Raw genomic sequence first — 13,080 nt, 5'->3', positions numbered from 1 at the left:
TTTAAGCAAGTCCCCGTTCCATAAGAAACGGAGAACTTGAAAATTATTATATATCATGAGGATATTCAGGTCCCAACCAGGTTCCATATTCCAGATATTTATCATAGTAATACACCCATTCAGATATCCAGGGTATTACATCGACCAAATCCATGTATGGACGCCCCTTTAAATCAAACAGAGGATGATACAAGCAAAGAGAACCGTCTCCATTAAAATGTGTATCCACACATTTTTTTAGATTTTTCGTCTCAACGGTAACACGTTCAAATCTACCACGTAAAAATGGAGAGCACAAAATTTTAAAATAATAGTTTCTACCATTCAACAGCAGTGAACCTGTCCCTTCAAGCATCCGGCCTGTAACTTTAAAATCTATCCAGTCAAACTTTTTTTCGCATTCAAGTTTGGTCTTGAACAAAAAGCCCATCCAGTTTTTCCGAGCCAGCTCGCTAGGACTCAGCATAAAATCCATGACTCCCATTTTTAACCCCTGTTGACATGTTAATCATTCCATCTGCACTTGTGTAAGCAGTACCAGCAAGCAAAGCTGCCAATTTTTGATTTCCTTTGCGACTCTCCTCAAGTTTAACTAGCGCTTGTATATTCTCTTTATAATAACCATTTCCAAACAAGTCCTTATAATTAAACTCATTGGTTGAATTCCCAAGAAAGGTATTTAATTTTCTCTGAAAGTCCTCGACAAAGCCGACAAAGCTATTATAATGTCTATCCTCCCAAGAATCCGTGAAATTTTCTCTTTCATTTTTATCTTCATGGTTATCCACCGGATTGTAAACCGTGAACTTTACTCCCTTATACTTAAAGTCATCCGCAAGTCCCTTTAATTTGGACGCTGCATTCTTTAAAGCTTCCTGAATTGAGTGACTACCAGCATGAATCTGTGCTAGCAATGTCGTTAGCACAATGCTTGAAATCGCAGGAGTACGCTCGGTATTCTTATTTTGATAATACAAATCCCGATAGCGTTTAACTATCTGAACTGTTCTCTGCAAAGGGGTTTTTAAATATAAATCTGTAGGCAAATCTTCCGTCTCAATCTTTGCTTCCAGAAGCATACCATATCTTTCCTGAAGCAGAAAACTCGTACGATTTCTTTCAGAAATCTCATTAAACCATTCAAAATAACCCTTAGGATTTGTTCTTGACCAAAAGATTCTTTTTTTATCCAATGGAATCATCAATCTTGTATTATCTTTCATTATGATGCAACCGGGCAGTATATCCATATGAAAATCACTGTTATAGTTAATACGTACACAACGGTTTTTTTCCTGAAGAAGAGGTCTATAAGTCTCATACTCAGCAAGCACACGATAGAGTTCATCATAAATCTCTGATGGTGTATGATTCAGGTAAGAATCCTCAATATGCAGAACGATATCTAGGTCAAATTCCTTGCCAGCAAGAGGTTTGATTGTTGTTCCAATCAAAAGTGACCCTTGTGCATATACACTTATTGTATAACCCTTAAAAAAATTTTCATCTTTAGCCAAAATATCATTAACAGCCTTGTATGCCGATTTCATCTGACTTTTTCTAGTTTCATCAAGCTCCAAATTGGAAGCAATTATAGCAAGAAGTTCATCTTTCTTTAGTTCCTGCTCTGTATATCTATTTAAATTATTTTTCATTGATTAAGTATTTAGTATGTTCCCCAATTTTAGCTATTTGCTCCTCATTTTCAGTAACAATCAGTCTTTCAATCTCATTGATATCGACTAGCATTAGTTCATCTCCCGAATTTCTCGCTCTGCCCAAAAAACCTTTTAGTGCGACTTCCTGCTCCTCTGTGGGCAAAAATTCGATAATGTCATAAATTAAGACTTCATAGCACTGATGATAGGTACTGTAATTAAGGAACTTCATTATCTTAGATACTTTTTCGAATCTTTTTTTGCGAAAGATTTTCTCATCCAGGATATTACTCTCAATAAGCTCCTCCTCAAACTCCCTATCCCAGGAACACTCTCTATCAAGTTCCGACTCAAACCACTTTACCACATCCAAAGCATACTTACCCTTTACTCGAAAACGTAAATCATCCTTACTGATATCATCTGTTTTAATACCTTTATGAGGACAGTCTTCCTTATAGCCCCATTTTCTAAATTCAGAAAAGGAGTTGTACTTTTTATACACACCTCCAACGGGTTGTAACTGGTCTTTTATCCGATGCCCTCGCACCAATAAGAACTTTGAAGTACCTGGAATTTTGATTCGGATTAAATAACTGATTGAAAAACGAACATCCTGATTTCTAATTTTTGTAAAATTGGACAGCCCGTACGTATAAAAGAGGTTAAATTTGTCAATGAGCGCTTCTGTGGCTTTTTTAACAATAACCTGACCAGCAGTTTTACCGCAAACTGCCAAAATTGTTTTTACTACCATTTAAGTGGATTTTTAAAATTTATAAAAATGCTTAATGGAGTACTATAATCAATGAAAACTTGTGTAATAGATAAATAATACATAAGTTTGCAGAACGAAAACGACTATAATACTCAAATCATATGAGGTGACCAACCTCTGGTTGTATTGTAAGCTCAATACCGATTTTTGTAAGTCAATAAAAAATTTAAAACCGGATCTACGCCAATAGATTTGGTTTTTTTGTTTAGTAATAACATTACAAAGATATAAAATTTCACACAACCACCAATAAAAAATTAAAGTATTTTTTGTACTAAATTCACAATAAAAAGACAAATACCTGATTTTAAACACTTTAACTTATTTAAAAATTTAGACAAATAGATGGATTTTAAAATTTGTTTTAAATATTTTATAGAGCATTAAATATTAAATTCCCAAAGTGGATATAGAGCATTGTTCTGACATCTATTTAAATTAATTTATCCGTGAATACGAATCCCCTATCAAAAGTAGTACAGGCAATAAGGATGGAGCATTTTTCATAGCAGACTGGTTATTTTCTTCATAAAGGCATATATTAATATTTACAATTTAGATGGCTAATTGTATAGTATGAAAATGTTCAAATAGAATGTATATACATTCTATTTGAACATTTTCATACTTCTCCCGTGAACAGAGCTATTTAATTTACCGACTGATACAAGAAAGACTTTCTGTAGTATGTGTTTTTTGTCTATTTTTGAATTCTATTACTAAATCTTCTATATGAAAGAACTCGCAGATAGTATATATGAAGTTGTGAAAGACTATCGTAACCATGATAACGTATATATCACTCCGGAAAAAATACTACAATGGGGTGAACAGTTTGGAACTGATAGTAAACTAATTCTTACTGAACTAAACAATATCCTACCACAGGTTTATATTTCTAGGGAAAAAGCTAAAGAATATGTAAAGAGTAACTTGGGTAAATATTACAAGATGTTCAACTACTCTAGTATAATCCAATTTTTAATGGATACAGAGTTTATGGATGTGCAACAACCTCATAAAAGTCAACCCGCCATTCTAAAATTAATTGATGAGGTACTAAATGAGCATTATTCATTATCATACTTAGATTACTTAACATTTCCCAAAAAGCATTTTATATATTTTGATGATATACTCGCATCTGGTAGTACTATTGGCAAGCATCTAATTGAGTTTTTAGAAAAGAAGGACACAAAAAATAAAAATAATACTGATAAAATTCTTGAAAATGAAATCACCTTATCCGTATGTGTATTTTGTACTCATAGATGGGGACTTTCTTTTCAAGAATTTAGAATCAATAAGACATGCAATGAGAAGCTAAGTAAAAAGATAAATTGGTCCTGGAATTATGAAATTCAGAATCATGGAAAATTCTCAGATCAAAAACTAAATATTGCAATCCCAGTTAAAGGAAACAATCCAAAGATCAATAGTTACCTGCAAAGTTTGACCGCAACAAAATACGAAGACTATGCCTACAGAAATATTAATACTCCTCTAATTGAAACCTTTTTCACTAGTTCTTCAAATCGCATTCTATTTGAAAATATTATAACTGAAAAAGGAATTGATATAATTAATATGATCCAAGGTGCAATTTCTCCTAATATACGCCCCCTGGGACTTATAAATCCGCAATACAAGATTTTCGGATTAGGAACTCATTTTTTTACATGGCGAAATATTCCCAATAACGCTCCACTAGTATACTGGTGGCAAGTTGAAGGGCACAATTGGACACCATTATTTCCTGTTGCCAATAGAGGTTTATAAAAAAATGTTTAATTTAGCATTATGAATCCCAGCATAAGAGAATATAAAACAAAAGATATTATTTCTTTTGCAAAAACTGAAAATGAATATGGAGGCTTATCCAATATGGCTCCAGGCTATTCACTGTTTATTAATGAAGTGAATATTCAAAGTTCAGAAATTCTTTATCAGGCATGCAAATTCCCTTTATTCCCTTCAATTCAAAAGGAGATTATCGAAACAAAAAATCCTATGGATGCCAAAACAGTGAGTAGAAAATATAATCAATTTACAAGGCAAGACTGGGACAGTGTCAAATTTAAAGTAATGAAATGGTGCCTTGAAGTAAAACTAATTCAAAACTTTGATATATTTTCCAAATTGTTATTAAATACTGGGGGTAAAACAATTGTAGAATTTTCTAAAAAAGATGATACTTGGGGAGCTATTCCCACTTCACCTAACTTGCTAAAAGGTAAAAATGCCTTAGGAAGGCTTTTAATGGAGCTAAGAGAGAATATCCGATTAGGAAGGATCACTAAAGAAAGTGTAATTTTACAACCTGAAATCAAAGCTTTTCTACTCTTTGATTATCAGATCGAAGCAGTACATAATGAGGATTATTTTATTAATGATTTGGATGACATTTATGCTTACTAATTGCTAACTCAATCAAATTTGGATTCAAACCGAATTATAACTATCTTTGAAACAACTTATTACGGTTAGAATTAACGTGTGACCCATTTGTCCCTCGTAAAATATAACACACTGATAAACAATAGGTTATTTTGAACTCGAAGTTTTGTATTGGAAAGTAGATCCAAAATCTTTATAAAAACAATAAAGAAAACAATATAATGTATGCGATAAATTATATTGTTTTCTTTTATATCTTTCCCTTAAAAAAAGATGCCGTTCTCTCTTACCTACAGGAATATTTTTATGATCCTTCATGTATCTCTACCTCTACTATAATTCTATTTGATTCGGACTTGGATTAAACGGCTCATCATATTCCGTAATAAGAATCAAACCTATTTTCCCGGATTCCTGTGCTTTAACGGTCAATTTTGCGGTTTTGATCATATGATAATCTACTTTAAAACACACTTCAACACAACATATCGGATATTTTACTGAGGAATAAAATATAGCCGCTATATCTTTATAAATTACACTACATTAGTGCTTTAAAAAATAAACTTATTACTTTGTATTAATAAAAAAGCAATAAGGCTGTTTTCTTATATGTACAAATCTGTTAAGTGCAGGCATAGGACAGTAGATAATAAATCTAAGAAACTAAGTAAAAATAACTCATGAAAGTATTTTTGAATTTTATCGTTCTATTTCTGGCATTTTTCACTGGTTCTGCACAACAAACTAAAAAAGTAAAATCGGAGGATTTAAAAAGCATCTATAATATACAAGATAGTGTTTCTGTAAAAACAAGAGACGGAGCCACCCTATCTTTAATTATTGTAAGAAAAAAAGGTGATGAAACTCCCCAACCTGTAATTCTTCAATCCACAATATATGTTAGAGATACAGGTCGAGACATTGCATCATTAAAGAGATCTGTAGACAATGGCTATATAGGGGTTATTGCCTATGCAAGAGGAAAAAGATTTAGTCCTGACGAAATATTTCCATATGAAAATGACGCCAATGACACTTATGATGTTATTGATTGGATAAGTAAACAAAAATGGAGCAATGGAAGTGTTGGGATGTATGGTGGAAGCTATAATGGATTTACTCAATGGGCCGCATGCAAAACCCTACACCCTGCCCTCAAAACAATTGTACCATCAGTAGCGGCACGGCCAGGCCAAGGGTTGCCCATAGAAAATAATATTTTCGTAAACCCCAATTATGAATGGTCATTCTATGTGGGAAACAATAAGTATCTGGATACTATAGCCGGAAATGATAGAAAACGTTTTCGACAAATGCAAAAAAAATGGTGGGAAACAGGGGCTGCCTACAAAAAATTAGACAGCATAGATGGGGTTCCTAATAAATGGTTTCAGCGGTGGATAAGCCACCCATCATTTGATAGCTATTGGCAAAAAATGACACCTTATAAAGAAGATTTCGCCCAAATAAAAATTCCGGTTTTGGCATTTGACGGTTATTATAATGATGGACAAAGCTCCGGATTGTATTACCTACGAGAACTTCAAAAGTATAGTCCACAAACACCGGCCTATCTTATCATTGGGCCTTACGGACATTTTGGTACACAGAGCGGTGGAGAAAGCATTTTGTATGAATACAAGGTAGATCCGGTTGCATTGTTTGACATCAATAAAATTACTTATCAGTGGTTTGATTATATTTTAAAAAATGGTACTAAACCGGAAATCCTAAAAGACAAGATCAACTATGAGGTTATGGGTGCCAACGAATGGCGAAGTGCCCCATCAATTGATAAAATGAATGATGGCTTTTTAACGCTCTACTTAACTCACAACAAGTCTGGAAAATTCTATACGCTGAATCCAAAGAAACCTGTTAAGAAAAATTATCTTTCGCAAGAAGTTGATTTTGCCGATAGAGAAACAACAAATAATGATTATTATCCGGAACCTCTTATTCGGAAACAAATTGATACAGCCAATGGGTTTAATTTTATTAGTGAGCCATTAAAAGAATCTATGTTGATAAATGGCTCATTCCTAGGCACCATTAAAGCAAGTATTAACAAACTAGATATGGATATTGGCATAACCTTATACGAAGTAATGCCGAATGGAGAATATTTTCATCTGTCTTATTTCATTGGGCGGGCTAGCTATGCAAATGATATTACTCAAAGAAAATTACTAAAACCCAATACAATTGAGAGCATTCCATTCTCTAATACTCACTTAGTAAGTAAACGACTTAGCAAAGGAAGCAGATTATTAATCTACCTTAATGTAAATAAAAATCCTTTTTCTGAATTAAATTACGGAACAGGTAAAACTGTAACCGATGAGACCATAAAAGATGCTAAAGAACCACTAAAAGTAAAATGGTACAACGATAGCTTTGTTAAAATCCCCATATTAAGAGACTAATATCACATCAGGATAATTGCTGCAACTAGTTGTTATTTAAAACCTGTTTTTTTTTCGTATTTCCATCACGCCGGCCTTAATCAATTTAATACCAGAGTATTTTCCTTTGGCATCTTTAATAAATTCAACGGTTCTGTTATCATCATCTGACCTGAAGAACTTATTATCTGATTCAGGGAATAGTTCAATATCAAAGTCATTATAATAGAGTTTTCCATTGTTTTCAAGAATTTTAATCCCCTCATAATTCCCGGTAAAAAGCTTGTAAAAAGATCTGTTGTTTTTCACTTTCTGATGATGGTATGGAAGCTCAACATCTTTACCAAAGCATATTGCAGCCAGTCCATAGGCAAGTAAGTAAGCAGGCGACTGATTATTAGAAAGAACAATGACAAGCAAATCATCATCTGTATAACGGTTGAGGGAAGTCATGGCTCCGAAAAATCCACCGTCATGGGCAATCAATTGATGTCCCTGATTATAAAATGGATTGATCAGAAAACCATATCCGAAGTTTTGTTCGTTATATGAAGTAAACATCAATCGCTTCATTGTATCACTTAAAATTGACGTACCATACAGAGCTCTATCCCACTTTAAAAGATCATCTACTGTGGAATAGATACCATCATGCCCTATATTGAATATCCAGTTGATATAGGGATTTCTATTATAATTTTTCCCTGTTCTGGTATATCGGTCAGCCATATTGGGGATCACTTCGTCATTTGTCATAACGCCGGTTTCATGCATTTTCAATAGATTAAAAATATTCTCTTTTAAATACATCGAATAGCTCTTTCCACTTACTTTCTCTATGATACGCGCCAGCAAATAATACCCAATATTGCTATATGCAGTCTGCTTTCCCGGCGTAAATAAAAGTTCTTTTTGAGCAATAGAATTCAATACATAATCCTGAGTTAAAGAAACTTGATTAAGGTAAAGTTCATCAAAATCCATTGAAAGCCCTGACATATGGGATAACATCATGTGAAGGGTGATCTGATCACCTTTTGGAAAACCCGGAAAATAAGTATTGAGGGTATCATCCACGGATAAAAGTTTACGTTCTGCCAATTGAAGAATAGCCACAGCAGTAAACTGTTTGCTTACTGAAGCCAAACTATATTTCGTATTGACCGTTGATTTTATATTCCACTCATAATTCGCATATCCATAAGCCTCTCGTAGCAATAAGGTATCTTTTTTCACAATGAGTACAGTCCCACTGAACCCATTGATACCTGCCTGAGCGTGCATATAATTTGACAATTTTTCAGAGAGTTTCACCCGGTTCTCAGCTACACTAATTTTCACCGCCATGGTTTTGGTTTGAGAAAAGCTTTTGAAAGAGAATAAGCTAATTCCTAAAAGAAATAATAATTTTGAGTTGATCATACGTATTAAATTTTGAACATAAAATTTTTCTAATCAGATGTACGTTCTATTTTTAAGAGGGCTTCGGCTGTTATTCAATAAGTCATTTGCAATCTGTACCATTCCATTATTATGGCCTCCGCCCCAAGTTGCCCTTCCAAATATATAACTTGTTGTATACTCTTTCCATGTGCTGCAGTATTTTTTAAGTTCCTTATGAGATTTTGCTAAATATTCTATAAGTTCTTTTTCAGAGATATAGCCTAACTCGTAGCAACAACGTGCTAAAAATACACTTCTCCCATAATTCCAGCCGCTATCTTTTGCTTTTTTTAGCTGAGCGAAGTCTGTGATAACATTTTGCTCAATCAATTCAGGAACAACATTTTTTAGTTTTCTGAATAAACCTAAATAGTAGTCAAAAACTCCATCTTCATTGGATATATTTGATTTTAAAATATCAAAATAGGTATCTGAATTTTCAAACGCTCTATATACAACATCAAGATTTTCATCTTGATTTTTACTATGCAGGCTTTGGAGAATTTCTATGGCTTGATTTTGACCTGATATTCCCCAATATGCTTCAACTAACTTTGTAATATCGGATTTGTTTAAACCTGTTTCATAAGAATTCAGGTATGCCGACTGTTGCTCGGCATACATTGAACCTATGAGTAAATGATCTAACAAATAACCACTTACTGCGTTTTTATCATTTAATCTTATGCTTTTAAATGCATTTAAAAATTTCGAGAAAAATCCCATATTAAATTAAGTTATTTTTAGGTTAGGAAATTTATCTTGTAAGATTTTTACAAATTTTTCGCCAACTACCTGATACTTTGCTCTGGTTTCTAGTTGCTTTTTAAGGTTAAGCATATCTTGCGGATCAACTATATAATTCAGTCTGTCATGAATTTCAAGAGATAAAGAACTTCCATCGATGTCAAAAGAAATAATGTGTGTTTTAGGTAAATATTCTTCTGATGATTTTGAATAAACGCCTAGCTGCGATTTCAAGATCCCTCCATATTGAAGACTGGCTGTTTCAATTCTAAAATTATCAAATACAATGTGTTCATCTAGTTTGCCCACTGTATCGGTACTGAAAAAATGGAGATCGTTTCCGCTTAAAGCCCAAAAACAATCTGTTTCAATTCGTTTAAGCTTTACACCCATTGCGGATAATGCTACATTTTTTATTCCGTCAGTTACAAGTTCTTGTATTTTATGGGTTGTTGACTGGGGAACAGATGCAGAGGTAAAAGCATCAATGGGTTTACCATTCATCCATTGTGTTAATTTTGAAAAATCCTGAGCTAAAAGCTCCTGCTTGTACTGGTTATATTTAGTTCTTTCAGAATTTAAATCAATTTCTGATTTTGCGGTTTTGTGTTTTTTATTCATAATTACCATGAAAGCTACACCTGCAATTATTAATACGATTGGAATTAAAAATAATAAGTTCATTGTTTTTTTGTTTAAGTTTTTTGGGTTGAAATAGGTATTGTTTTATTTTTTAATAATTTGAACTTCTGTCTTCATGGAATCTCTTGTTAGGGTGACAGAATTTATTTTTCCATTGCTGAAATCAAATTTTAATATATTCGGATAATCCACAATTTTAAAGGTTCCATCTTTCATATACAGCAATTCATTAGCATTCTTCCCTTTAAAATATTCTAAAAATGGAGATTCAACATACAGACGGTTATTCTGTTCTACAATTTTTGTTTCCACTCCCTGTCCATAAAGAAAATCATTATAGGTTCCGATAAGTTGTTTTTTTAAATTCAAAGGAAGCTCCTGAATACTTTCATTGGATGTTTCTTTACTCCAGTTCATTAATTTCAGGATCTCTATCCGGGTTTTGTTTATGACCGGAATACGATTAGGTTTTTCCCCATTCGCAAGAATCACAAAGCCATTCCCGTCTTCCATAGTCGCAAAAATACTCCCACCTACTCCTGTATTAGAACCACTGCACATCAACCAATCATAGTTGTTATAAGCAACAGACTTTTGCCAGCCATAGCTCCAACCACCAACGGCATTTTTCAAGGCGGTTACTTTTGTTACTTTTTTGGCAACCTGATAAGAAATCACCTTGTTGTTTTTATTGCGTAAAGCATTTTGTATCTCAATAGAAAGCTTCGCTAAATCTGTAGGGGTAGACCATACTCCCGATGCGCCAATTTGTGGCGTAATTGGCAAGCCTGTTCTTATAACTTTTCCATCTTTATCGTGAACAGAGGCAACGTTTGTTGGAAATCCATTTTCATTAGGCTGTATCATGGTCGTATTCGTTAGGCCAAGGGGTGAAAAAAGATGCTCCTGAGCCAGTTCTGCGATAGATTTATTAAAGGTATCTTCCAGTGCCATTTGAACAATTACATACCCGCCGCCGCTATATTCAAAATCGGTTCCCGGTGTGAACTGGAACTCAATTTCCTTATCATACCTTGGTATTTGCCCCAACAGGCTTTGTTTTATGGTTGGAATTACATCTCCTTCGTAATAGTCTGAAAATCCGCCTTGGTTGGTACCTGAAGTATGATTAAAAAACTGCTTCCAGGTGGGAGCATTATTTTCAGTAAACTTACTTTTTGGTAAATGCCATCGTTTTAGGTATTTATCAATCGGCTCATCCAGTTTAATTAAGCCTTTTTCTTCAAGTATGTGGCAAAGAAGTGCTGTGATTGGCTTTGTGATTGATGCTGTAGAAAAAGCAGTATTTATATCCAGTTTTTCCTTAGAGTTCATTGATTTCACTCCTACCTGGCTAGAATATACAATCTTATAATTTTCAAAAACAACAAGACTAAATCCTGGAAGTTTGTACTTTCCTAATTGTTGATCAATCTTTAAGCTATCTGTGAGAAAGCTGTAATCTTTTTTTTCTGCAAAAACTTTTTTACTTGTCTGGCAACCTGAAGCCAGTGCCATAAAAATTAGTAAATAAAGGAAGCTTTTCATTGTATCGTATTTTGGATTAAAAATTTATTTCGATACAAAGATGTAGAAGAGAATCATGCGAAGCGACCGAATAAAATTAATCGATCACATTTGTTCAAAAAAATAGGTTCGAATCTTTCGAAAAAAAGTACGAATAATTACAAAATACTGAATTACATACTTTTACGATAGAAAGTTGGCGTATTTCCGGTATGCTTTTTAAAGGCGGTATTAAAAGAAGATTTTGAATTAAAACCAACTTCGTACAAAATTTCAAGGATTGTTACCTTACTTTTTGTATCGTCTTTTAAGATATTCATAGCACTTTCAATCCGATAGGTATTAACAAAGTCATAAAAATGCTGCCCTAATTGATGATTGATTAAAAGAGATAAATCCCGAACAGGAATGTCAATTTCTTTGGAGATATCCTGAATGGTTAACGAAGAGTTTAGAAAAGGTTTTTTCTCAACCATATATCTTTTCAAATTCAAGAGTTCTTCATCATATTCCTTTTCATTTACTGTTGACTGTTCACTGCTTTTCTCTTCGGAAACAATCTCGGAAACAAGTTTTAATTTCGAATCGATATTTCTAAAAAGACCGGGATTATTTAATGCCTTGAACAGATACCAACAAAAAATAAAAAGAGAAGATATCCAAAGTCCGATTTTTATCCATTCAGAAATGTATGGATAATCTGAAAATTTAAAAATATTTTTTAAAAGAGCTACCGCATATAAAATGGTCAGTACAATAGTAAACTGAAATAACCACTTATAGGAACTGATGCTTTTCCCTGCATAGTTTTCAAGATAGAGTTTCTTTGATTTTCTCAGTACTCTAAAAACAGCAATGAGGTATATAACAATCTGAAGATGTATTAAAATATGAATGAACTGGATCTCTATCATATTCTGACGATTCTGAATAAAACTGATCTTCGATGCTGTATCTACGCTATAAAAACGAGGTAGTAAAACTAGATTGACAATTAAAAAAGGAAGAAGATGCAGCAGGTATTTCGGCTTTAGCTTAAAATCTGAATAGCAGACTGATATTATATAAAGATAAAAGACCGGGATTTGCAGGAAAGCGAAAGTGGTTCTAAACATTCCCAGATTCGATGGCCCATCTGTCATCATGTTAAACAAAGGTTCACTAATATCTATTGCATTTAACAATAAAAAAACAGCAAAAAGAGAATTGCTTGTTTTGTACTTTGTTTTAAGTGTAATCAGGAAAAATGCAAGAAATAGTGAAATGAATAAAGAGATTATATTCACAATAATTAATAAATTAATTTTATCCATTTCTTACGATTCTTTGTTTATTATTAGTTTATTTTCAGACCTTTTATTATAATCTTTATAATCTCTTTAGATTTAAAATCCGACAGATGCAAATATAAAAATTAGATTGACATTTTCAGAGTTTTTTTATTATGCAAAAGAATGTCACCAATACCATTCAGAGAAGA

General features: G+C 33.2%; 11 protein-coding genes. 3 read left to right on the top strand and 8 right to left on the bottom strand.

Annotated features, from left to right (window positions below; genetic code table 11):
• Positions 1–46: 46 nt before the first annotated feature.
• From C7D53_RS04870 to C7D53_RS04860, 3 genes are read right to left on the bottom strand one after another with little or no spacing between them, the layout of a single operon-like run.
• Positions 47–475, bottom strand: a complete 429-nt coding sequence (locus C7D53_RS04870) for a hypothetical protein (RefSeq protein ID WP_106915235.1) — start codon at positions 473–475, stop codon at positions 47–49.
• Positions 453–1,655 carry a nucleotidyltransferase domain-containing protein gene (locus C7D53_RS04865; RefSeq protein ID WP_106915234.1) on the bottom strand — a complete coding sequence of 401 codons (1,203 nt, stop codon included), beginning with the start codon at positions 1,653–1,655 and terminating at the stop codon, positions 453–455. The genes C7D53_RS04870 and C7D53_RS04865 overlap by 23 nt, the downstream gene beginning before the upstream one ends.
• A complete protein-coding gene (locus C7D53_RS04860) occupies positions 1,645–2,415 on the bottom strand; it encodes an SMODS-associated NUDIX domain-containing protein (protein WP_106915233.1) in 771 nt (256 codons plus the stop codon). Before C7D53_RS04860 ends, C7D53_RS04865 begins: the two co-directional genes overlap by 11 nt.
• 753 nt (positions 2,416–3,168) lie before the next feature.
• On the opposite strand from C7D53_RS04860, the gene C7D53_RS04855 reads away from it, so the two are divergent.
• From C7D53_RS04855 to C7D53_RS04845, 3 genes are all read left to right on the top strand, one after another.
• Positions 3,169–4,215: a phosphoribosyltransferase-like protein gene (locus C7D53_RS04855; protein ID WP_106915232.1), complete on the top strand. Its 1,047-nt coding sequence runs from the start codon at positions 3,169–3,171 to the stop codon at positions 4,213–4,215.
• 21 nt (positions 4,216–4,236) lie between these two features.
• On the top strand, positions 4,237–4,854 hold the full coding sequence (locus tag C7D53_RS04850; protein WP_228422184.1) for an NADAR family protein: 618 nt from the start codon (positions 4,237–4,239) through the stop codon (positions 4,852–4,854).
• Positions 4,855–5,516: 662 nt separating this feature from the next.
• Positions 5,517–7,262 (top strand): CocE/NonD family hydrolase, encoded by a 1,746-nt coding sequence (locus C7D53_RS04845; RefSeq protein ID WP_106915231.1) that lies wholly within the window; start codon positions 5,517–5,519, stop codon positions 7,260–7,262.
• A gap of 36 nt (positions 7,263–7,298) precedes the next feature.
• Here the strand turns inward: C7D53_RS04845 and C7D53_RS04840 are convergent, their stop codons facing one another.
• The 5 genes from C7D53_RS04840 to C7D53_RS04820 all read right to left on the bottom strand — a co-directional run bounded on the left by C7D53_RS04840 (position 7,299) and on the right by C7D53_RS04820 (position 12,913).
• Positions 7,299–8,663, bottom strand: a complete 1,365-nt coding sequence (locus C7D53_RS04840; protein ID WP_228422182.1) for a serine hydrolase domain-containing protein — start codon at positions 8,661–8,663, stop codon at positions 7,299–7,301.
• Positions 8,664–8,696: 33 nt separating this feature from the next.
• On the bottom strand, positions 8,697–9,410 hold the full coding sequence (locus C7D53_RS04835; RefSeq protein ID WP_106915230.1) for a DUF1266 domain-containing protein: 714 nt from the start codon (positions 9,408–9,410) through the stop codon (positions 8,697–8,699).
• Positions 9,411–9,416: 6 nt separating this feature from the next.
• On the bottom strand, positions 9,417–10,115 hold the full coding sequence (locus C7D53_RS04830) for a hypothetical protein (protein WP_106915229.1): 699 nt from the start codon (positions 10,113–10,115) through the stop codon (positions 9,417–9,419).
• A 42-nt stretch (positions 10,116–10,157) separates the two neighbouring features.
• Entirely contained in the window at positions 10,158–11,621 is a 1,464-nt protein-coding gene (locus C7D53_RS04825; RefSeq protein WP_106915228.1) for a serine hydrolase domain-containing protein, read from the bottom strand.
• Positions 11,622–11,773: 152 nt separating this feature from the next.
• Positions 11,774–12,913 (bottom strand): helix-turn-helix domain-containing protein, encoded by a 1,140-nt coding sequence (locus tag C7D53_RS04820; protein ID WP_106915227.1) that lies wholly within the window; start codon positions 12,911–12,913, stop codon positions 11,774–11,776.
• Between the last annotated feature and the right edge of the window lie 167 nt (positions 12,914–13,080).

The sequence above is a fragment of the Chryseobacterium aurantiacum genome (assembly GCF_003020585.1).
GTDB classification, from domain to species: Bacteria; Bacteroidota; Bacteroidia; order Flavobacteriales; family Weeksellaceae; genus Chryseobacterium; species Chryseobacterium aurantiacum.
Note: the sequence above shows the minus strand (reverse complement) of the source record. Positions and strands in the feature narration are given on the sequence as shown.

What these genes read in the sequence shown, in the direction of transcription:
- C7D53_RS04870 (WP_106915235.1), bottom strand. Translation starts at nt 475, where the DNA reads ATGGATTTTATGCTGAGTCCTAGCGAGCTGGCTCGGAAAAACTGGATG.
- C7D53_RS04865 (WP_106915234.1), bottom strand. Translation starts at nt 1,655, where the DNA reads ATGAAAAATAATTTAAATAGATATACAGAGCAGGAACTAAAGAAAGAT.
- C7D53_RS04860 (WP_106915233.1), bottom strand. Translation starts at nt 2,415, where the DNA reads ATGGTAGTAAAAACAATTTTGGCAGTTTGCGGTAAAACTGCTGGTCAG.
- C7D53_RS04855 (WP_106915232.1), top strand. Translation starts at nt 3,169, where the DNA reads ATGAAAGAACTCGCAGATAGTATATATGAAGTTGTGAAAGACTATCGT.
- C7D53_RS04850 (WP_228422184.1), top strand. Translation starts at nt 4,237, where the DNA reads ATGAATCCCAGCATAAGAGAATATAAAACAAAAGATATTATTTCTTTT.
- C7D53_RS04845 (WP_106915231.1), top strand. Translation starts at nt 5,517, where the DNA reads ATGAAAGTATTTTTGAATTTTATCGTTCTATTTCTGGCATTTTTCACT.
- C7D53_RS04840 (WP_228422182.1), bottom strand. Translation starts at nt 8,663, where the DNA reads ATGATCAACTCAAAATTATTATTTCTTTTAGGAATTAGCTTATTCTCT.
- C7D53_RS04835 (WP_106915230.1), bottom strand. Translation starts at nt 9,410, where the DNA reads ATGGGATTTTTCTCGAAATTTTTAAATGCATTTAAAAGCATAAGATTA.
- C7D53_RS04830 (WP_106915229.1), bottom strand. Translation starts at nt 10,115, where the DNA reads ATGAACTTATTATTTTTAATTCCAATCGTATTAATAATTGCAGGTGTA.
- C7D53_RS04825 (WP_106915228.1), bottom strand. Translation starts at nt 11,621, where the DNA reads ATGAAAAGCTTCCTTTATTTACTAATTTTTATGGCACTGGCTTCAGGT.
- C7D53_RS04820 (WP_106915227.1), bottom strand. Translation starts at nt 12,913, where the DNA reads ATGGATAAAATTAATTTATTAATTATTGTGAATATAATCTCTTTATTC.